Annotated in this window: 13 protein-coding genes; 7 read left to right on the top strand and 6 right to left on the bottom strand. The window is 52.3% G+C overall.

The features are described from left to right. Positions 1-76 precede the first annotated feature (76 nt). Positions 77-1,597: an exopolyphosphatase gene (gene ppx, locus ACSTTG_RS17775; RefSeq protein WP_438475732.1), complete on the bottom strand. Its 1,521-nt coding sequence runs from the start codon at positions 1,595-1,597 to the stop codon at positions 77-79. Beyond that, positions 1,578-3,686, bottom strand: coding sequence for a polyphosphate kinase 1 (ppk1, locus tag ACSTTG_RS17770; protein WP_438475731.1), 2,109 nt, complete (start codon positions 3,684-3,686; stop codon positions 1,578-1,580). Before ppk1 ends, ppx begins: the two co-directional genes overlap by 20 nt. 367 nt (positions 3,687-4,053) lie before the next feature. On the opposite strand from ppk1, the gene ACSTTG_RS17765 reads away from it, so the two are divergent. The 4 genes from ACSTTG_RS17765 to phoU are packed head-to-tail and all read left to right on the top strand — an operon-like array spanning position 4,054 to position 9,478. Next, positions 4,054-6,243, top strand: a complete 2,190-nt coding sequence (locus tag ACSTTG_RS17765) for an ABC transporter permease subunit (RefSeq protein WP_438475730.1) — start codon at positions 4,054-4,056, stop codon at positions 6,241-6,243. Between the two features lie 18 nt (positions 6,244-6,261). Continuing rightward, positions 6,262-7,917 carry a phosphate ABC transporter permease PstA gene (gene pstA, locus ACSTTG_RS17760; RefSeq protein WP_438460258.1) on the top strand — a complete coding sequence of 552 codons (1,656 nt, stop codon included), beginning with the start codon at positions 6,262-6,264 and terminating at the stop codon, positions 7,915-7,917. Positions 7,918-7,919: 2 nt separating this feature from the next. Next, positions 7,920-8,738: a phosphate ABC transporter ATP-binding protein PstB gene (gene pstB, locus ACSTTG_RS17755; protein WP_438460259.1), complete on the top strand. Its 819-nt coding sequence runs from the start codon at positions 7,920-7,922 to the stop codon at positions 8,736-8,738. A 29-nt stretch (positions 8,739-8,767) separates the two neighbouring features. Beyond that, a complete protein-coding gene (phoU, locus tag ACSTTG_RS17750; RefSeq protein ID WP_438460260.1) occupies positions 8,768-9,478 on the top strand; it encodes a phosphate signaling complex protein PhoU in 711 nt (236 codons plus the stop codon). Between the two features lie 19 nt (positions 9,479-9,497). On the opposite strand, the gene ACSTTG_RS17745 is transcribed toward phoU, so the two are convergent. Together ACSTTG_RS17745 and ACSTTG_RS17740 are read right to left on the bottom strand one after the other, a co-directional pair. Further along, a complete protein-coding gene (locus tag ACSTTG_RS17745) occupies positions 9,498-10,280 on the bottom strand; it encodes a copper homeostasis protein CutC (protein WP_438475729.1) in 783 nt (260 codons plus the stop codon). Between the two features lie 84 nt (positions 10,281-10,364). Continuing rightward, complete coding sequence (locus ACSTTG_RS17740; protein ID WP_438460262.1) at positions 10,365-10,661, bottom strand: YebG family protein; 297 nt, start codon at positions 10,659-10,661, stop codon at positions 10,365-10,367. Between the two features lie 228 nt (positions 10,662-10,889). Here ACSTTG_RS17740 and recC point away from each other — a divergent pair, with 228 nt between their 5' ends. From recC to recD, 3 genes are all read left to right on the top strand, one after another. Then, positions 10,890-14,354: an exodeoxyribonuclease V subunit gamma gene (recC, locus tag ACSTTG_RS17735; protein WP_438475762.1), complete on the top strand. Its 3,465-nt coding sequence runs from the start codon at positions 10,890-10,892 to the stop codon at positions 14,352-14,354. A gap of 259 nt (positions 14,355-14,613) precedes the next feature. After that, positions 14,614-18,225 carry an exodeoxyribonuclease V subunit beta gene (gene recB / locus ACSTTG_RS17730; protein WP_438475728.1) on the top strand — a complete coding sequence of 1,204 codons (3,612 nt, stop codon included), beginning with the start codon at positions 14,614-14,616 and terminating at the stop codon, positions 18,223-18,225. Continuing rightward, entirely contained in the window at positions 18,226-20,331 is a 2,106-nt protein-coding gene (recD, locus tag ACSTTG_RS17725) for an exodeoxyribonuclease V subunit alpha (RefSeq protein ID WP_438475727.1), read from the top strand. A 260-nt stretch (positions 20,332-20,591) separates the two neighbouring features. Here recD and argA read toward each other — a convergent pair whose 3' ends face one another. Both argA and ACSTTG_RS17715 read right to left on the bottom strand, forming a co-directional pair. Beyond that, positions 20,592-21,920 (bottom strand): amino-acid N-acetyltransferase, encoded by a 1,329-nt coding sequence (gene argA / locus ACSTTG_RS17720; RefSeq protein ID WP_438475726.1) that lies wholly within the window; start codon positions 21,918-21,920, stop codon positions 20,592-20,594. A gap of 114 nt (positions 21,921-22,034) precedes the next feature. Continuing rightward, positions 22,035-22,541, bottom strand: coding sequence for an outer membrane beta-barrel protein (locus ACSTTG_RS17715; protein ID WP_438460266.1), 507 nt, complete (start codon positions 22,539-22,541; stop codon positions 22,035-22,037). Positions 22,542-22,754: the final 213 nt, after the last annotated feature.

Raw genomic sequence — 22,754 nt, 5'->3', positions numbered from 1 at the left:
ATTTCAACGTCCTCGAGACACCTCGCTCCTCGTAGCGAAGCGTCCCCGCCCCTCGAACCTGAGCTTAAGCTTAAGCTTAAGCGGTGAATTCCAATTGCCACTCCACCGACGCCCAATAACCTTGCTCGGTGAGCAAGTCGGCATGAAGCAGTTTGTTGGTTTCTAGCCAGTTGGGGTCGTCGCAGCTTAGCGTCCATTCATCGCCATCAGCTTTGAGGGTGAGCTCAGGTAGCGGGCCTTCGTTGCGTTGACCGTTGAGTACGGCGGCTAGGCGTAACAGGCGGATCAAAATGATGATGTGCTTGCGCTTAAATAGGGTGAACGACTCCATCTCATTGAGCTTGAGCGCCTTGCGCTGGAAACGGGCCAGGGTTGAGAGGACACGCTGCTGCTCTTGGTTAAAGCCGGGCATATTGGTGTGGCGCAGGATATAGGCCGAGTGGCGATGGAAGCCTTGGAGGCTAATACTCAGTCCAACCTCGTGCAGTAACGCAGCCCAGCGCAGCATATCCACCAGCTCGCCTTTTTTGCTGACTCCAGAGTCCCCATTAACCTGCTTGAGCAGTTGCATCGCGGTTTGGCTGACGGCTTCTGCGTGGTCAAAGTCCACCCGGTGTTTCTTGGCTAGGCTTTCGGTGGTGCGCATACGGATATCTGAGCGCTTAAATCGCTCCTCCATCTCGTACAGCAGCCCCTCACGTAGTGCCGCCTCAGAGAAGTGCAGGGTTTCGATATCTAGGTCTTTGACGATCGCATGCAAGATCGCCACGCCAGCAGCAAACACCGGCTTGCGCTCAGGATTGAGACCATCGAGGTCTATGTCCTCAACCTTATCCCATTGGCACAAGGTGTCGATGAGCTTGTCGAGGCGTTTGAGCGTGATGCGGCCATCTTCGTAGCCAAGCTCAATTAACACCTCTCTAACCGCTTTGATGGTTCCCGACGAGCCAAGAGCAATGTTCCAGCCGTGTTTGCGATACTTACGCGAGATAGGCTCGAGCCGCTGTTGCGCGGCGATTGACGCCTTGGCAAAGTTCTTTTTCGATAGCTTGCCATTGGCAAAGTAGGCATTGTTAAAGCTCACGCAACCCATCTGCGTGCTGTTAACCAACTGAGGCTCGAACTCAGTACCTATGATCAGCTCAGTACTTCCCCCACCAATATCAATCACCAGTTTGGTGTCTGATTCAATCTGGGTGTGGGCAACGCCCATATAGATTAGGCGTGCCTCTTCTTCACCAGGAATGATCTCGATCGGGTAGGGCAACACTTGGCGCGCTCGCTCAATAAAAATATGCGCGTTAGCGGCTTGGCGCAGGGTATGAGTGGCGGCAATCCGGACATTTTTCGCCTCAAAGCCCTCAAGGCGTTCCGCAAACATGGCAAGACACTCGAGACCACGCTCCATCGAGGCGTGGTCGAGGTTTTTGTGACTATCAAGGCCGTTAGCCAGACGCACCCGTTGTTTGTGGCGGCTGACAAGTTGCAGATCCTGGTCGACGACTTTCGCCACGACCATGTGGAAACTGTTGGAGCCCAAATCGATGGCCGCGATATCGCGGCCAGGGGGCGGAGTATTAGATTGGTTTTGACTCATGCGCTTGTGACAGACTCTGCTGCTTCTTTCTCGTTTGTTTCTCGACCTGTTTAAGGTAGTCGTATATCGCTAATTGTGAACGAACTTTCTTGCGATTACCACGAGCAACGTAACTGTTTGTCATTTCTTTATCGATAACACGCGCTTTCACGGTATCAGTAAAGTGGATGTCAATGATGTCAATAATACGTTGTTTTAGCTGAGGATCTTTAACCGGTGCCGCTACCTCAATCCGGTGATCGATATTACGCGTCATCCAGTCAGCCGACGAGATATACACTTGAGGGTCGCCGGCGTTTTCAGTGATGATCACGCGAGGGTGCTCAAGGAAGCGGTCAACGATGCTGATGATTTTGATGTTGTCACTGATGCCCTCAACCCCTGGCACCAAAGAGCACATTCCGCGAATGATCATCTTGATCTCAACACCAGCGTTGCTTGCGCCGTACAGCTTATTAACCAAACCTTTGTCTACTAAGTTGTTGACTTTAAGGGTAATGCCCGCTTTTTTACCGGCTTTGGCATTGGCAATCTCGCCATCAATCAAGCGATATAGCTGCTTACGAGAGTTGCGCGGTGAAACGATCAGCTGGTTGAATTTGACTGGGCGGTAAGGGTTTTGAATATAATCAAACACATTACGCACCTCATTGGTGATTTCGGCATCAGCAGTCAGGAGAGAAAAGTCAGTATAGATACGCGCGGTTTTCTCGTGGAAGTTACCGGTACCGATATGCGCGTAGCGGACAATCTCATTGTCTTCGCGACGGCTGATGAGCAGCAGCTTCGAGTGGATCTTCAGGCCCGGCGCACCAAACACAACCCGCACCCCAGCATCGGTCAGGACTTTTGCCCACTCGATGTTCGCCTCTTCATCGAAGCGTGCCTGAAGCTCAACCACCACCGTTACCTGTTTGCCATTGTGCACCGCATCAATCAGCGAGTGCATCAGGCGTGAGTCTTTGGCCACGCGGTAGATGTTGATTTTGATGCTCAGCACTTTAGGGTCGAACGAGGATTGGCGCACCAACTCTGTGATGTGATCAAAGGTGTGATACGGATAGTAGAGCAAGATATCCTTAGCGCGAATGGCGTCAAAGGCATTCTTGTGACCCTCGAAATCGGCGCAGGTCATCGGGGGTAGGGGTTTGTTCTCGAGATACTCACGGCCAACATTTGGGAAACCAATAAAGTCTTTAAAGTTGTGGTAACGACCACCAGCGATCAAGCTGTCATAGTTTGAGATTTGTAGCTTATCGCAGAGCATATCGAGCATATCCTGCGGCATGGTGCGCTCGTAAACAAAGCGCACCGGCATCGCGCTGAGGCGCTGATCGATGCCCTCTGACATCTGCTCGAGTAGGCTATGCTCGACCTCATTGCTCAGGTCATATTCAGCGTCACGGGTCATTTTCATCGAATGGCCCTGAAGCTCGTCATACTCGACAAAGCCATCAAACAGCTCATCGAGACAGTAGCGGATAATATTATCGAGCAGAATAATCGTCTTACGGCGTTTGCCCTTCTGCTCTGGCACCATCACAAAGCGCGGCAGCTGATCGGTTGGGATCTCAATCAAAGCATACTGACGCTCGTCACCTTTTTTCAGCTCGACCGAGATATAGGCATACTCATCTTTGAGAAACTGAATCAAGTCGGTGTCTTTGGTGATGAACTGCGGGCAGATATGTGGCTGAACCTCTTTTTTAAAGTACTTCTTAATCCACTTTTGCTGCGATTCAGTTAACTGGTTTTCATTAACCAAGAAGATCCGCCGACGGGCCATCTCAAGGATTAGCTCATTATACAGTTCGTCAAATTCTTGATTGAGCTTGAGTGCTTTCGATTGCATCTTGGACAACAGATGCTTGGAGTTATCGTCTTTGCCTTGCTCTTGAGCAATGATGATACGACGCTTTACATCAGAAAAGCGCACTTTATAAAATTCATCCAGGTTATTAGAGAAGATACCAAGAAAACGGATGCGTTCGATAAGGGGGACGGTTTTATCTTTCGCTTCTTGCAACACGCGCTCGTTAAACGATAACCAACTTAGCTCTTTTTCACTGTATAGTTTTTCTGCGCTCATGCTGCTCCTTCCCATTCTGATGGCGTTAAAACTGATAACGAAGACCAAGGCAATTTGTAGGATCTAATCTCCAAGAGAGACTTGGCTATAGATGGCGACTGTATGGTTTTTTTATGACAGTTATATTTCAAAGTGTGCGATAAATAGCATTTGAGTTAAAATATCGTATTAAATATAGATTAAATAGAGTTTTCTATAGCAGTGATTACTGTGATCTCGAGCTTAAATAACTAATTTTATTTAATTTTTTATTGGTTTTTTCTGTGTTTGGCGTGATTGTTGTAATTCGGTGTTTAGTGACCGATGTCATATTAGTGTCACTTAAATGACATAGTCTTACGGGTTGAGATTGGATTAGGTAGAAGAGATGGCAAAAGCAAACTTTTTTTTGCGTGAGCGCGATACTAAGCGAGTGATCAAAGATCGCTTGTTTCGTGCGGCTGTCTCGACCGGGGGTAATCTGGTGCTTGGGGCATTGGTCCTGATCTTTGTTTACCTTGGTATCGTGGTCTTTCCGCTCTTCTCCGATGCTGAGATCCGCACCGGATACAGTAAGCAAGCACTGGATCAGGTGACGCCCGTGTCGATGGGGATTGATGACCAGGGGCAGCAGGTTTATCTCGTCAGCGAGCAGGGCGAGCTGGAGTTTTGGCTGCTCAATCGCTCTGCCACGCAACCTGCCAAAAGCTTTACTGTGTTTGAAGCGCCTAGCATGCTCGCGACTCAGCAAGGTGGCGGCGACTGGCACGCTGTGGCCAACGATAAGGGCCAGATCTCTCTGTTTCAGCCCAAGTTTGCCACCGGTGTACCGGCGCGTAATCAAGCCCCCGAGGTCAGTGTCGAACGAATCTCGCCTGCTCGCGGCCTTGAGCTTGGCCAACTGTCACTAAGAGACTTTCACTTTGGCTACCATCGTGATCAACTTGCGCTGATCGGGCTTTTGTCTGATGGCAGCTTATTGCTTCGTTGGGGGGATGTCGATGAGATGGGCTACCAACAAGTGATTGCTGCGCAATTTCACAACGCCGAACAACTGTTGATCACCCCTGATGGCCTTCGTGCCTATGTGCGCAGCCGCTCTGAGCTGGTGGTGCTGAGTCGGGTAGGGAACCATTACTCGGTGACGGATGTGGTTGATCTCAGTCAGAGCAATCCGGCTCACGACGCTATTGATATCACCTTCTTGGCGGGCGCGCATTCATTGCTAGTATCACATCAAAATGGGGTCGTCTCGCAGTGGTTTGAAGTGGTGGAGAATCAACGCCGCAAGCTAGCACGGATCCGTGATTTCAAGCTGGCATCAGAGGTGGAGTTGCTGCTCCCAGACACCAATCGCAAAGGATTTTACAGTTTTTATCCCAATGGCACGCTGCAAAGCCACTATACGACCAGTGAGAAACTGGTCATGTTTGAGCGCGCCTACCCAGCCGCCCCTGAAATGGTGGCCATGTCGAACAATGAGCAGTTTGTTCTGGCGTATCGCAATCACTTTTTGGATATCGCCCGGGTGAAGAATCCACACCCGGAGATCTCATTTAGCTCGATGTGGAATAAGGTCTGGTACGAGAGTTACCCTGAGCCGGCTTATGTGTGGCAAACCACCGCTTCATCAGATACGTTTGAACCTAAATTCAGCCTCTCTCCGATTGTGTTCGGTACGATCAAAGCGGCGGCATTCGCGATGTTGTTCGCTGTGCCCATTGCGGTGCTGGGGGCTATTTACACCGCTTACTTTATGTCGCCTCAGATGCGTCAGGTCGTTAAGCCTTCAGTGGAGTTGATGGAAGCGTTTCCGACTGTAATTATTGGCTTCTTGGCGGGCTTGTGGTTTGCTCCCATCGTTGAGACCTACTTGCCATCGATCGTGATTTTGCTGTTGCTGTTGCCCTTTTCGACCATCTTTGTTGGTGGGCTGTGGCACTGCCTGCCTCACAGCTGGCGACAAAAAACGCCGCGCGGTTGGCATGCCATGATCTTAATGCCTGCCTTGGTACTGATTGTGCTGGGCTTGATGCAATTTAGTGGCGATATCGAGCGTTTACTGTTTGATGGTGATGTGCGTCGTACCTTGGCAGACCATGGGATCAGCTATGATCAGCGCAACGCCTTAGTCGTCGGTATTGCAATGGGGTTTGCCGTGATCCCAACCATATTTACCATCGCCGAGGACGCGATTTTTTCAGTGCCCAAGCACTTGTCTGATGGCTCGTTAGCGCTGGGGGCAACCCCTTGGCAAACCCTAATTTACACTGTGCTCTTGACCGCCAGCCCCGGCATTTTTTCAGCTGTGATGATGGGACTCGGCCGAGCGGTTGGTGAAACCATGATTGTGTTGATGGCGACAGGGAATACACCGGTGATGGATTGGAACCTTTTTGAGGGTATGAAAACCCTCTCCGCCACGATAGCGGTTGAGATGCCAGAGTCCGATGTAGGTAGCTCCCATTATCGTGTGCTGTTCTTTATCGCTTTATTACTGCTGGCATTTACTTTTGCCGTGAACTCGTTGGCTGAGTGGGTGCGCCTGCGCCTGCGAGAAAAATACCGCGCCCTGTGATCCGGTTGAGAATTGAGCATGAAACGAATATTAAATTGGATTAAATCAGGGGCGCCGTGGATTTGGCTAACCGGTGGCGCGGTGAGTGTCAGTCTGCTAGCCACCCTTGGCCTACTGCTGTTGATTGGCTGGAAGGGGCTGGCCTATTTTTGGCCAACCCAACTGCACATGTGGCAAACCCAAGATGGTCGTCAAATTGTCGGTCAGCTGTACGCCGATGAAAAAGTGCCGGTGAACTATCTGCAAGAGATGCTGCCAGAGATCCCTGATGCAATCAAAGAAACCGGCTTAGTGCGCCGCTTGAGCATCAAGGTGGCCAACCGTGACCTGTACGGCTCTGATTTTATCAGCTTTCTCGAGACCGAGCTGGTTGAAACCAGCCTACCTCAAAACTGGGCGGTGATTGAGCGCAGTCGTAATGGTGACTTCTTCGGTCGGCCCGTGGCCTATCGGCGCGCTGATGGCAGCTTGATCGATACCCCATTACAAGAGCTGTCCGATGGACTCGAGTACGCCACTGACCTGCGCGAGGAGATCGAGCGGATATTGGCCAGCGAGATCCGACCGATCAGCCGAGAAATGGAACGCTTGCAGCGTGAGCATCGCCGTCGAACCCTCAATCGAGAACTCACGCCGGATTACCGGCAGCAACACAGCAGTGAGTATCAACGGCTAAACCTGCGCCTGATTGAGGCCGAGGGGAAATTGGATGGCTTGCGTGAGGTGCTCGATAGAGAGGCCTTGATTGTTGAGGATATGTTTGCCACCGAGGTCGAGATCCCGCTCAGTCAGATCTACGCGGTTTGGTTTCCAAACCAAATGAGCAGCGGTGAGAAACTGGTGCATTGGTTTGGTGAGGTAGGGAAATTTGTCTCAAAAAATCCGCGCGAGTCGAACTCTGAGGGTGGGGTATTTCCAGCCATCTTTGGTACTGTGCTGCTGGTGATGATCATGGCGATTGTGGTGATGCCACTTGGTGTGATTGCCGCCATTTATCTGCATGAATATGCCGAGGACAACTGGCTTACCAGGGCAACTCGTGTAGCGGTGATAAACTTGGCCGGGGTGCCATCGATTGTCTACGGGGTGTTTGGCTTAGGCTTTTTTGTTTATACCCTGGGCGGCAGTATTGATAGCCTGCTGTTCTCCGATCGCTTGCCGTCCCCAACCTTTGGCACGCCAGGATTGTTATGGTCGTCATTGACCTTAGCGGTGTTGACGCTGCCGGTGGTGATTGTCGCCACCGAAGAGGGGCTTTCTAGAATTCCCAAGTCGGTGCGCGATGGCTCGTTTGCGCTCGGCGCAACCCAGTCAGAGACCTTGATGCGGATTGTGTTGCCGATGGCAAGCCCAGCGATGATCACCGGGCTTATCCTTGCTGTGGCCCGTGCGGCGGGTGAGGTGGCGCCGCTGATGTTGGTTGGGGTGGTCAAGCTGGCTTCGAGCCTACCCGTGGATGGTGATTTTCCATACCTACACCTAGATAGAAAGTTTATGCACCTTGGCTTTCACATCTATGATTTAGGTTTTCAAACCAGCAATATTGAGGCCGCAAGACCCTTGGTGTTTGCTACCTCATTCCTGTTGGTTTTAGTGATTGTGGTGCTAAACCTAACCGCTATTCGAATTCGCAATAATTTGCGAGAGTACTACCGAACTTTAGGGCAAGATTAACCATGTTTTCAGTCAGTCAAGCGCTCGGCTATGCGCCGCCACTCGATGTGCACAACCTCTCTGATGAGCAGACGGCCATTACGATTGAAGGTCTCAATCTTCACTATAAGAACTTTAAGGCGCTGGATGACATCTCAATGCGCATTCCTAAGGGCCAGGTGACGGCGTTTATTGGGCCGTCGGGCTGCGGAAAGTCGACTTTGCTACGTTGTATTAACCGGATGAATGATCTAGTTGATGGTTGTACGGTCGAGGGGCAAGTGCGCCTGCACGGCAAGAATGTCTATGAGGCGGATGTTGATGTGCCGACTCTGCGTCGTCGGGTAGGGATGGTGTTTCAAAGGCCAAACCCGTTCCCAAAATCGATCTACGAGAATGTGGTGTATGGCTTACGCCTGCAAGGGGTCCGCGACAGTCGCGTGCTGGATGATGCGGTCGAGCGCTCATTGCGTGCGGCGGCCTTATGGGATGAAGTTAAGCACCGCCTGGACGACAGCGCCTTTGGTCTGTCCGGTGGACAGCAGCAGCGTTTGGTGATTGCTCGTGCGATTGCGATCGAGCCAGAGGTGCTATTGCTCGATGAGCCAACTTCGGCTCTGGATCCGATCTCGACTCTGACAATTGAGGAGCTGATCAGCGACCTTAAGAATCAATATACTGTGGTGATTGTCACCCACAATATGCAGCAGGCGGCGCGTGTCAGCGACCACACTGCGTTTATCCATATGGGGAATTTGGTCGAGTACTCCGATACCGATTCTATATTTACTTCACCCGTCAAAAAACAGACCGAAGATTACATCACCGGTCGCTACGGCTAATTCACTAATTTAAGGAAGCGTTACCCAAGATGAACTTTGGTCGCCATATCTCTGGACAGTTTAATGTTGAGCTTGAGTCGATCCGTACCCATGTACTGGCGATGGGCGGCTTGGTAGAGCAGCAGCTGTCTTTTGCGCTGCAAGCCTTGAACAAAGAGGACATCGAGCTTGGACGCAAGGTGGTCAAAGATGACCACAAGGTCAATATGATGGAGATGTCGATAGATGAGGCATGTACGCGTATCATTGCCAAGCGTCAGCCGACGGCCAAGGACTTACGCTTGATCATGGCGATCATTAAGACTATCAGTGATCTAGAGCGGATCGGTGATGTCGCGACTAAGATCGCCTATGTTGCGATTGAAACTCCCTCTTCAAAAGGGCGTAAATTCCACGTTTCCCTCGAGCCTCTGTGCCGTTTGGCCATCGACATGCTTCACCAAGCTTTGGATGCGTTTGCCCGCATGGATGTTGAGTCAGCCGCTCAGGTGCACAAACTAGACGACCAAGTTGATGCAGAGTGCCGTGCTGTGTGCGACCAGCTGACGCAGATGATGATGCAGCATCCACAAGACATTCCAGCCTTACTGCAGATTATGGATTCAGCGCGAGCCATCGAGCGGGTGGGGGATCGTTGCCAGAACATCTGTGAATACATCGTCTACTTTGTGCTGGGTAAGGATGTGCGCCACCTAGCCGATGATGATCTAGGCCGAGCACTGAACGATATTGATAGTTGATAGCTTATGATTACGCTCGCTATCGACGCTCAAGTGCCGCTTTAACTGCATCAATTGCGCTTGAATTGGTCACCGGCAGCGAAAAGTCATCGACATCCTGTGCGCCCATTTTTGCTTGGTTAGCGATAAAACGCATCTGACTGGCACGCTGGGTTTTCCCCGATAGGTGCACTGCTTCAACGCCGCTATAGTTAACCAGTTCTGCCACATTGTCGCGATTAACTCCGGCGCCTGCCATCACCTGAATCCGCCCATTGGCCTGGCTCACCAAGTCCTTGAGCAGCTCTTTACCACTTAAGGCATTGCTCGCTTGGCCCGAGGTCAATACCCGCTCACAGCCGAGCTCGACGAGCTGCTCTAGCGCAAGCTTTGCATCACGGCACTGGTCAATCGCGCGATGAAATGTCACCTTAAGCCCAAGATGATGCGCTTTGCTAACTAGAGCTTTCATTGCGGGTAGGTTTATCGAACCATCGGCGAATAATACCCCAGTGACAATACCTCGTGCTCCCGCGCTCGCCGCTGCTTCAATATCCATCATCATCAGCGTAATATCCTCTTCTGTGTAGAGAAAGTCACCTTGGCGTGGGCGGATCATCACATAGATAGGCACTCTGCTGAGCCTGACCGCTTGGCGCATCAGACCAAAACTTGGCGTGAGGCCGCCCAGGGCAAGTGATGAGCACAGCTCAATACGCGAGGCTCCGCCAAGGATGGCGTACCTGAGAGATTCAATATGATCGATGCACACTTCAATCTCTATCGGAGTGCGGCTGGATGGACTGTTAGTGGGCTGTGACATAAAGACTTACCATCGTGGATAAAAAAAGAGCATGGCGGATGGCCATGCTCTCATAGTTGTGACGTCAAAAACGTGATAGCCGTATTAGGCTGCGTCTTCTGTTTTGGTCTCTTCTACCGCTTCAACGGCTTTGGCTTTCTTCGGTGCAGGCTTGCGCTTCGCACCCAGTGCGTAAAGCACCTCTTCTTTGTTCTGGGCTAGGAACATGGCAAGATCTTCTTGGGTATTTTCGTCTTGCATTAGTTCACTCTTACCAAGTAGCTCGAACAGCTCATCTGCCATATCAAGCATTTTGTCATAAGCGTCCGCTTCGGCTTTAGAGGCAAAAGTCATCTTTTCTTCTCCGTTGCGTTCCACCACGTACTTCACGATTACAGCCATGGTCAATCCTCAAATCTGATCTGTCAAAATAACTGGCTTTTTATACAGTTTTTAACCACGTAAGTCCAGTGTGCGGTGTAAAGAACCCGACATAGCACTATGTGTATTTGTGCAACAGATCGGTGCGAACATCAGCAAGTGGGTCGCGTTTTACGCTTAGGATCATGTGGATAGTGGGCAGTTATGCTAATCTGCAAGGCACCATGGATGCAATCGAATGAGTCGCCCTTGTTTACGGTATATCACTCAAATCAAATCGACGTGCTCAAGACCCTGTTGGTTGAGCTGATCAAACGAGACCCTTTACCCAACCCACTGCAGTCAGAGCAGATCTTAGTCCAAAGCCCGGGGATGTCCCAGTGGCTGAAAATGGCGCTTGCCGATGAGTTGGGGGTTGCGGCGAACATAGACTTCCCACTCCCAGCAACCTTTATCTGGAATATGTTTACCCAGGTATTGGCCGATGTACCCGAGCGCAGCGCCTTCAACAAAGAGGCGATGGTGTGGAAGCTGTTGACGATTCTCCCCCGCCAGTTAGAGCAGGAAGAGTTTGCCCCGCTCAAGCAGTACTTGAGCGATGATGAGCAGCAGCTCAAGCTCTATCAACTGGCGGAGAAAATTGCCGATATTTTTGATGGTTACTTGGTTTATCGCCCCGAGTGGATCGCGAGCTGGGAAGCAGGTCAGGAGGTGGCAGAGCTTAATGGCGAGCATGCCTGGCAGCCACTGTTGTGGCAGGCACTGTATGACTACACCGTATCACTCGATCAGTCGCCTTATCATCGTGCCAACCTGTATGAGCATTTTATTGATAGCCTTGAGTCTTACCATGGTCAGGTGGAAAACCTGCCGCAAAGGCTGTTTATCTTTGGCATCTCTTCGCTGCCACCACGCTATCTCGATGCCCTCAAGGCGCTGGGTGAGCATATTGATGTTCACCTGATGTTTACCAATCCATGCCAATATTATTGGGGCGAGGTTCGTGATAGAAAGTTTATCGCCAAGCTGGCCGCGAAACATCGTCAGCATTTGGTGCTTGAGCAGCAGCGCAGCCAATTAGAGGGTGAGACGCCGCAATTAAAGGGCACCATTGAGCAGAATACGCTCGATGAGCTGCATGTCGATGCCGTTGGCAATAGCCTGCTCGCCTCAATGGGTAAGCTTGGGCGCGATAACCTGTATCTGCTAGCACAGCTCGAGTCGAACGAGATTGAGGCCTTTGTCGACGTTGAGCGCGACTCACTGCTGCATCACTTGCAGGCGGATATCCTCAACCTTGAGGAGCATCAAGACGATGAGCGACTGGCATCGAGTGAGCACAAGCAGGTCGTGAGTCTTGCTGATGACTCGCTGTCGATTCATGTTTGTCATAGTGCGATGCGTGAGGTTGAAGTCCTGCACGATCAGCTATTGAAGATGTTCGAGCGTGACCCCGACCTCAAGCCCCGCGATGTGATTGTGATGGTGGCGGACATCAATGCCTACAGCCCCGCTATTCAAGCCGTGTTTGGTAATGCGGGGGCTGATCGCTTTATTCCTTTCTCTATCTCCGATCGCACTGCAGACAAAGAGAGCCCAATTCTCAACGCCTTTATGCAGCTACTGAGCTTACCCGAGGCGCGATGCACCGCATCAGAGCTGCTTGAGCTGCTTGAGACGCCCGCTATCATGCGCCGTTTTGGTCTCGACTACGATGATTTCCAGCAAGCCAAGCATTGGGTCGAGCAAGCAGGGATACGCTGGGGGCTTTCACCAAGCACCGCAACCGAATTTGACTTGCCCGCTACCGAGCAGAACACTTGGCAGTTTGGCATCGAGCGGATGCTGCTAGGGTATGCCATGATGGGCGAGGAGCAGCTATTCCGCTCGGACGCTGGCATCGTCTCGCCGTATAACGAGGTGCAAGGACTTTCGGCAGAGCTTGCCGGTAAGCTGGCCCACTATATCGAGAGTATTGCCCACTTTAGAGCGCAGCTTGGTCAGGCGCAGCCGCTGGCCAATTGGCAGCAAGGCGTGGGCGAGCTACTTGAAACCTTTTTTAGCCCGGAGCTGGAAGAAGAGGTGGCTCTGCACGGGATCCGTCATACCTTTGCTCAGCTTGCCCAGCAGCTTGATGATGCCGGTTATGATCAGTCGCTTGAGCCAATCATCATCCGCCAGTACCTCGATAGTAAGCTCTCAGGCAGTCGAGTCTCGCAGCGCTTTTTAGCCGGTCAGGTTAACTTCTGTACCCTGATGCCAATGCGCTCCATTCCCTTTAAAACCGTGTGCCTGCTCGGCATGAACGATGGTGCCTATCCACGCACGGTAGCCCCGGAAGGCTTTGATTTGATGCAGGGCCGGACACGAGCGGGTGATCGCTCGCGCCGTGATGATGACCGCTACCTATTTTTGGAAGCGCTACTCTCAGCACAGCAGAGCTTATACATCAGCTACATTGGTCGCTCAATTCAAGACAATACCGAGCGAGTCGCCTCGGTGTTGGTGACCGAGTTACTCGAGTACTGCCAGCAAAATTACTGTTTAGCGGGAGAGTCACACTTGGATGTCGACTCATCGGGCGAGCGGTTATTAAAGGCGCTAACTCACCACTACTCAATGGTGCCTTTCAGCCGTCAATCCTTTCTCCAAGGCAGTTATGCGCGCGAATGGTTGCCGGTGGTCAATGGTGAGCAGGCCAGTAAGCCTTGTGCTCACACCATGGGTGACTTTTGGCTTGAGGTTGCCTTTCCCTACCAATTGGACTTGGTAGAGCTGCAACGTTTTTGGCGCCTGCCGGTGCAGTATTTCTTCAATCGCCGCCTGCAGGTGGTGTTTGATCAGCTGGATAACCCGCTGCTCGATGATGAGCCATTTGCACTCGATGGACTGCAGAGTTTTCAAATCAAGTCTGAGCTGTTAGACACCTTGCTGGGCACTGCCCCACAAGAGGCAGCGCAGGCACTTGAGCTGTTTGTCACTCGCAAGCGCGCCGAGGGCACCTTGCCGGTCGGTGCCTTTGGTGAGATGGAGTTTGAGAGCAACCGGGTACAAATCGAGGCGTTGCAGCAAGCCCTGCAGGCGGTTTGCGCCGCGCCGCTTGATGATGTCGAGGTTCGCCTGAGTCTAACGCCAAACGGGGCCAGTCGACCGATTGAGCTGGTGGGCTGGTTGCATCAGCACTATCAGTCCGGTCTGGTGCGTTATCGCGTGGGCCGGATCCGCGCGCAAGATATTCTTGCCGCCTGGATTGACCACCTGTGTCTTGGGGGCATGGGTGAGTCTAAACCCACCCACCTAATAGGTTACGACCGCAAAGAAGGCGTGGTGCATTGGGTCATACCGGCGCTGGATAGCGAGAGCTGCGTCAATTACCTCACCGAGCTGGTGCGCCTGTTTACTCAAGGGGTTAATCAGCCACTGAGCTTTTTCCCTGCAACCGCCCTGGCGGCCATCGAAGCTGGATTTTCGCGTGGTAAATGGGTTGAGGACGAGGACAAATCGCACAAGAAGATGGCTGAGACCTTTGCTGGCGGTTATATGAAAGCGGGCGAGTGTGAGAACGAATACATTGCTCGTTTGTACCCTGAGTGGCATGAGGTATTGGCGAATGACGTTCTGACACTCAGTCGCTTGGTGATGCAAGCGCCACGTCTGACCATGCAGACAGCAAGTGATTACTATGCAGGGCAGGGGCAACCTGTGCAGGAGTAGTGATACAAGAGGTAGGGCGGCCGCCAGCCTATGATTATTTTATATAGGGTATGGGCTGGACGGCCATAGGTCAGAGGGACCTAAAACTGTTGGAATGGGTATTTTCCGATGCGCGCATAGTAGCGATTCAAACCGCGCGATACCGTGAGAGAGATCCCATCAAACCGCTTAAATTTAGCAATTTATTTTATGTACTCGGTTTTTCTAGCCTAGGTCACAGTTTGATCAACTAGGAAGACGGCTTACTAGGAACATTTTTATGACCGATTCCGCGCACAAAGTGACACCACTGAATGCCATGACGTTTCCGCTTCACGGTGCCAGGCTTATTGAGGCCTCGGCAGGGACAGGGAAAACCTTCACCATCGCGGGCCTTTACCTGCGCCTGATCTTAGGTCACGGCGAGGATGATACCCGCCATCAACAGCCGTTGACGGTCGATCAGATTTTGGTGGTAACCTTTACCGAGGCCGCCACCGCTGAGCTGCGCGATCGGATCCGCGCCCGGATCCATGATGCGCGTATCGCCTTTAGTCGCGGAGTCAGTGACGATCCCGTGATCCAGCCCCTGCTTGAGCAAGTTGCAGACCACCCGTCAGCGGTAGCGCTATTGCTGCAAGCCGAGCGCCAGATGGATGAGGCGGCGGTGTACACTATTCATGGCTTTTGCCAGCGCATGCTGACGCAAAATGCATTTGAGTCAGGCAGTCGGTTTAACAATGAGTTCGTCACCGATGAGGGGCAGCTCAAGGCGCAAGTGGTGGCAGACTACTGGCGCACCCAGTTCTATGGCTTACCAATTGTGCTTGCGCAGCAGGTGCGCGCTTTATGGTCACAGCCTAGTGCCTTGCTGGCTGACATTGGCCGCTACCTTAGTGGCGCGCCGCTGACGCTGACTGTTGAGCCGATGAGTGGTAGCCTGAGCGAGTGCCATGAACGCAATCTCGCCCAGATTGATGAGCTCAAAGCGCAGTGGCGTACCCATCAATCAGACTATCAAGGGCTGATCGAGGGCTCTGGGGTAAATAAGCGTAGCTACAGTAAGAAATCTCTGCCAACCTGGCTCGCCGCCGTCGATGCGTGGGCTGCGCAACCGTCGCAGGACTACAGCTACCCCGATCAGCTGGAGAAGTTTTCCCAAGCGATACTCAATGACAAAACTCCGAAAGGAGAGCCACCCTGCCATGCGACTTTTGCCGCGATTGAGGCGTTTATTGCGCAGCCAGTCAGCCTCAAAGCGCCACTGTTAGCCCATGCGATAGCTCACTGTCGTGAAAAACTTCAGCAGGCCAAGCAGCGCAAGCAGTGGTTGTCTTTTGATGATCTACTGACGCAGCTCTCCGCCTCATTGGATATCGATGAGCAGGGGCTACTTAGTGAGCGTATTCGCCAGCTTTATCCGATTGCGATGATCGATGAATTCCAAGATACCGATCCCTTGCAGTACAGCATTTTTAGTCGTATCTACCTCGGTCACCCTGAGTGTGGTCTATTTATGATTGGCGATCCCAAGCAGGCGATTTATGCCTTTCGTGGTGCCGACATCTTTACCTATATCAAGGCGCGTAATCAGGTCAGTGCTCACTACACGCTTGGCACCAATTGGCGCTCAAGCGCGGATATGGTCGCGGCAGTCAATCAAGTCTTTGACCTGCCAAGCAGTCCATTTATCTACGATGACGACATTCCATTTCTGCCCGTCTCAGCCAGCCCTAAGGCGCACTTGCGCCAGTGGCAAATCGCTGGTGAGCAACAGCCATCGCTGATCTACTGGTGTCAAGAGGCACAAGATAAGCCCGTCAGCAAAGGCGAGTACCTTGATGTCATGGCCAGTGCGACGGCGAGTGAGATCCAACGTATTTTGACCGCGGCCGATCAAGGACAGGCTGTGCTGATCAATGGCGAAAAGAGTCAAGCCATCCAAGCGGGGGATATTGCAGTGCTGGTGCGCACTGGCGCTGAGGGGCGCCGCATCCAGCAAAGCTTAGCTCAGCAGGGCATCGCCAGTGTCTATCTATCAAATCGCGATAGCGTGTTTGGCCGCGCTGTTGCCGTTGATATTCTGCGTTTGCTAACCGCGGTGCTGACTCCTGGCGATGAACGCAGCGTCAAAGCGGCCCTGTCTGCGCGGCTATTCAACCTGCCTCTCGAGGAGCTGGATCTTCTCAACGAGGATGAGAATAAGTGGGAGCAGGCGCTGCTGGAGTTTAAAGATTATCAACGCTTGTGGTTTAGTCGCGGCATTCTACCTATGCTGCGCGAGGTGTTGAATCGGCGTGGTCTAGCTCAAGCCTGGCTGGCGGCGGGCGAGGAGCGACTGCTGACCGACTACTTGCATCTTAGTGAGCTTTTGCAGGCGGCGTCCGCCGATCTTGAGAGCCATCAAGCACTAGTACGCTGGCTCAGTCAGGCGATCAGTGATGTTCAGCAGGGCGTCAGTGGCAGTGATGATGAGATCCAGCGCCTCGAATCTGAGCGTAACCTGGTGCAGATCGTCACCATCCATAAATCGAAAGGTCTGGAGTATGACCTGGTCTTCCTGCCGTTTGTCTTTGCCGCGCGTGAGGCGAGTGAGGCTAAGTACTACGACGCTGAGCTCGATGGCACGGTACTGGATATCTTGGCCCAGCCTAATTCGCTGGCGGCCGCCGATAAAGAGCGCTTGGCAGAAGACTTGCGCCTGATTTATGTTGCCCTGACTCGGGCCGTTTATGGGTGTTATCTGGGCGCGGCGCCCCTGCGCAATGGTCGCTCAACCAAAGAGCCTACCGGGGTGCACCAAAGTGCGATTGGCTATCTGCTTCAAGATGGTCAGCCGGGCGGTATTCAAGCGCTCACTGATGCCATTCAAGTGCAGGTAAAGGCGCTTGGTAGCGTCCAAGAGAGCACGCCGCCTGAGCTGACGGATGAAATATACACGCCAGTTGCGCCTGCAGAGCAGCCGATGAATGCCTTGGCGCTGACTAAGGCGATTGATCGCAGCTGGCGTATGACCAGTTACTCGGGACTGATTAAGCAAGGTGGTCACGGTCACAACGAGCTGATCATCGATGATGCGACCTTTGATGTCGACTCGGCTGATGAGTTGGATGAGGCCGAGCAAGAAGCGGCGCTGTCGATCTTCAACTTCCCGCGTGGCGCACAGCCAGGTACCTTCCTGCACTCTTTGTTCGAGGAGGTCGATTACGCCCAAGCGGCTAGCAGCGAGCACAATCGCCAAGTGATCAGCGAACTGATGCAGCAGTCCTCAATCGATGAGCAGTGGCTTGAGGTGTTGCAGTCGCTGGTGGATACCGTACTCAGCACGCCGCTGGATGGTGAGCAGATGCGCTTAGCTGAGACCAAGCCTGCGCAGCGCTTGGTCGAGATGGAGTTTATGTTACCGATCAGGCTTCTCTCTGCACCGGCGCTCAATCGCGTGATCCAGCAGCACGACAGCTTGTCGGAGCGAGCTGGAGAGCTCGGTTTTGCTAGCGTACAAGGCATGCTCAAGGGCTTTATCGACTTGGTGTTTGAGTATCAGGGTAAATACTATGTGCTGGACTGGAAATCGAACCACTTAGGCGATCGCGTCGAGGACTATCACCAGTCGGCACTCGAATACTCTATGGCGGACCATCGCTACGACCTGCAATATCAAATCTATTCGCTCGCCCTACATCGCCTGCTGAAAAGTCGTCTGGCAGATTACGATTATCAAACCCATTTTGGTGGCGTGTTCTATGTCTTTTTGCGCGGTGTGGATGGCCAGAGCGACAACGGTATTTTCCGTGCACGCCCGTCACAAGCGATGCTCGAAGAGCTGAGTGACCTGATTGACGATAAGCAAAATCATAACCCTGAAATCAGTACTAAACAGGAGAGCATCTAGGTGGAGCAACGTACTTTAACTCAACGTACTTTTACTCAATGGGGAGAGTGGCTATTAGCCAGTGGCTATCTTCGTCAGCTTGATACTCAACTCGCACGGATGTTAGCGCGTCATGGCGCCGATGAGAGCTTGGTGCTATTGGTCGCTATCGTCAGCAGTCAGGTAGGTAAGGGGCATATCTGCCTGTCACTATCACCCAATGGCAATGGTCCCGCTTGGGCACAAAGGTTGGGACTGTTTGGCGAGAATGCCATCTTATTTAGTCAGGCGATCGATGAGCATGATTGGCACAGTGTGCTGACTCACTCGCCTTTGGTGTCAAGTGGAGATAGTCGTGATTGTCCACTGGTATATGAGACAGGACGAGTCTACCTGCAGCGATATTGGTGGTATGAGCTTCAGCTGGCCAGTCATCTTGACCATCTCGCTTCCACCGTGGCCCTGGATCGCACCCAGCAACAGCGTTTGCGTCAATCGCTCGATCACCTGTTTCGTCGCCAGTATCAGTTCCTGTATACGGCACTGAACAAGGCTCGCGAGGAGGGGAGTGACAGTGCGGTGGTGCGCCAGATGCTCACTTGTGATCACTTAGACATCGTTGAGGAGCAAGGTTTGGACTGGGCCGCCATCGACCGATTGCTCACCGGGGCAAGAAGTATCGCTGATCTTAGTGGGCTCGATGCGCTTATTCCTGAGCGCCATTGTCTGAATTGGCAAAAGGTCGCGGCGGCGGCGGCATTGACTCGTCGTTTTACAGTAATATCGGGTGGGCCGGGTACCGGCAAGACCACCACGGTGGCCAAGCTGTTGGCGGCGCTGGTAGAGCAAGCTACCGCTGACGGAGAGAGCCCGAGTATTAAGCTTGTAGCCCCCACGGGTAAGGCAGCGGCCCGTCTTACCGAATCGATTGGCGGAGCGATCCAAAAGTTGCCGATTGCGCCTGAGATGAAGGCTCTAATCCCAACCGAGGCGAGTACCTTACATCGCTTGCTCGGCGCCATCCCCAATAGCGTCGAGTTTCGTCATCACAAACATAACCCGCTCCATCTGGATATTTTGGTGGTGGATGAGGCCTCGATGGTTGACTTACCGATGATGTATCGGCTTTGCTTGGCGTTGCCAAGCCATGCGCGCTTGATCCTGCTTGGTGACCGAGACCAATTATCATCGGTCGAAGCAGGGGCGGTGCTCGGCGATGTGTTTTCTTTTTATGAGCAGGGCTACAGTGATAGCCAATCTGAGACCTTGGCATCACTGACCGGCTATAGCGCACTGAAACAGAGCCGGCAAAAAGGCACCAGCTTGGCTGATTGCCTGTGCATGCTGCAAAAGAGCTATCGATTTGATGCACGCTCAGGGATAGGCCAATTGGCTAAGGCGATCAACTCAGGCGAGGTGAGTCGGGTCAACCAAGTGTGGCAAAAAGGGTTTGCCGATATTGAGCATTATCCACTCAGTGCCAGCCATTATACTCAGATGCTCGGGCAACTGACCGATGAGTATGCCCAATACCTCAAAGCGATTGATAGCGATGGCCTCGGTGATGATGCCCAGGTCCAAGCACAATCGATCCTAAATCTATTTGCTCAGTGCCGCTTGTTGTGCGCAGTGCGTGAGGGGGATTTTGGTGTGGTGGGACTCAATGAGCGTATTGAGCGCACGCTTAATCAACGCGGACTGATCAGCAAAGGCGAGGAGCTGTGGTACAGCGGCCGCCCAGTGATGGTGTCACGCAACGACCCAAGCTCTGGCTTATTCAATGGTGACATCGGCCTCTGCCTGCCCGTTATCGAGGATGGCCAGCGCAAGCTCAAGGTCTTCTTCGAGATGCCAGACGGCAGCGTCAAGGCGATCTTACCCAGCCGTGTCCCCGAGCACGAGACAGCATTCGCGATGACCATCCATAAATCCCAAGGCAGTGAGTTCGACTTCACCGCTATGATCCTGCCACCAGATTTCAGCCCAATCTTGACCCGCGAGCTTATCTACACAGGCATCACCCGAGCCAAATCCCGCCTAGCACTCTACGCTGACGCAGCGGTAGTCAACCGCGCCGTGCAAACTCGCACCGAACGCACCAGCGGCCTGATTGACAGACTCGCATAAGGTTCGAGGTGCGAGTACGGGCTTTGCCCTACGGGGAGCGAGGAGTTCACAGTGCGCTGTGAACCCCTCGCTTGTTAATAAGCTCCTCAACAAAACTACGCAGAGGCATGAAGCATGCTCGTTGTCCAAACATCCACCACACATACAGCGTGTGCCCCTCGAAGCGCAGCGTACTCGTTTCTCGTAGCGTAGCGTTCTCGAAACTGTTTTTGCAGCGTACCCGAACCTCGTAGCGAAGCGTCCCCGCCCCCTTCAACGTTTTAAACGTTGAGCGCGAGTATTTTCGAGCGCCGCTGGTAGTTGTAGAGGCTTTGTTTTTCGACCGGGAGTTCGCTGACGCTCATTTCGACAAAGCCTTGCTCACGGAACCAGTGCAGGCTGTGGGTGGTGAGGACAAAAATTTGCTCGATACTGGCCTGGCGTGCTTGTTGGCGCATGTGGTTGAGCAATACCAGCCCCCGATTGCCATCGCGGTACTCTGGGTGAATCGCCATGCAGGCCATCTCGGCCATTTGGTCGTTGAGATAGGGGTAAAGCGCAGCGCAACCTATGACTAGGCCATCTTTTTCGATAATCGTGAACTGGTGGATTTCACGCTCCAGCTGTTCGCGTGAGCGGCGCACCAACACCCCTTGCTCTTCGAGCGGCCTAATCAGGTCCAGTATCCCGCCGATATCATCAATCTGAGCATGACGCACTTGTTCGGCGCTCTCCATCACGATCTGAGTGCCTATGCCATCGAATGAAAACAGCTCTTGCAGCAGTGCACCGTCTTTCTTATAGCTGACTAGGTGAGAGCGAGGCACTCCGGCGCGGCAAGCTGTGATTGCGGCTTTAAGAAAGCGGGTAGAGCCGGTTGAGAGGAAAGGTTCACTACCAAGGTAGTGCTCAAGATACTGTTCAGCTTGGGTGGGGAATAGCTCGGCAATGGCGTTGCCCTTAGCATCAATGATGCCTTGCTCGGAGCAAAATCCGATCAGTTTGTCCGCCTTTAAGCGGGTGGCCACCTGTGTTGCGACGTCCTCAGAGAGCAGGTTAAAGCTCTCTCCGGTCACAGAGCTGGCTACAGGACCAAGTAGGACAATCGAGCCTTGATCAAGCATATTGTTGATGCCCTCGATATCGATTCTACGTACCTTGCCGCTGTGGCAGTAGTCGATACCATCTTCTACCCCAAGCGGCTGGGCGGTGACAAAGTTACCACTGACGACGTTGAGTCGGGTGCCGGCCATCGGGGTGTTATTCAGGCACAGCGACAGCTGAGCGGTTACCGAGAGTTGTAGCTGACCGGAGGCTTGCATCACCAGTCCAAGGGCGTGCTCATCCGTGACGCGAATGCCTTTGTGGTAAGGCGTAGCATAATTGTGATGCGCTAGAATGGTGTTGATCTGTGGGCGGCAGCCATGCACAAGAACGATCCGAACACCCAAACTATGCAGGAGCGCAAGATCACTGACGATATTGGTAAAATTTTTGTCGGCGATCGCCTCTCCACCGATCATAAACACCATGGTTTTGTCTCGGTGGGCATTGACGTAAGGGGTGGACTGACGAAACCCTTTAACAAGCGCCGTGTTGCGAATCTTCACTGTTGCTTTCCGTGTGAATAAATATGTTTTTATTTTGTATTTATATTCTTCGGTATGCAAGGTTTTATTGTCAAGCTGCGGGCAGAAAATGCGCTGGTTTCAAAAACAAGCAGCTTAAAACTTATACCCACAGGTAATGCTGACATTCTGAGCATCATTAGAGCCGAGATCAGTCATTGTCAGTTCAGAAGCCAAATAGAAATGCTCACCCATATAAGAGCGAAGCCCAACTCCATAATAGGGTGAGGTATTAGAGCTTGATTTACCGAGTATCTCTTCCTCATACAAGTTCAAACCGATTGCAAAATAGGGTTTTAGGGTGTTACTGCTACTATCAGAGTGAAAAGCGTAGCCAATATCAGTCCCAAAGCGAACCGAGCTCACATCGATGAGGCCAAAGAAAAAGTAGGTGTGCTTTTCATAGGATGCGGTTATCCCAACGATATCTCTTACGTCATAACCGTAATCTAGTTTGAGGCCTGAACTTGCTTTGTCGCCCTTAGTGGATAATTGGGAGTAACCGAGCCCAACTCTGTGACCCATTAGTTGCTCTGCCTGCTGGGCATAACTAGCACCAGAGACAGCTCCGGCAATTGCAAAAGCAAAGAATTTATTTTTCATCGATATACTTCTATGGTTACGGCATAAATCGACTGAGTGAGTTAAGATACTTACTCGCTCTTTGCATCCGGTAGATTAGTCGTTATAGCGTAGGTTTTAAAACGGTTGATGTGCGTGATTTAAGTGTATAGTTTACAGAGTGAATAATTATAAAAAACAAGGCTTAAGACAAAAAGATCATAGTATTGAGTAACAAAATATGAATAAGGAAGA

Source organism: Vibrio glycogenivorans, assembly GCF_051660965.1.
GTDB lineage: Bacteria > Pseudomonadota > Gammaproteobacteria > Enterobacterales > Vibrionaceae > Vibrio.
The sequence above is the reverse complement of the archived record's forward strand: the minus strand, read 5'-3'. Positions and strand labels throughout refer to the sequence as shown.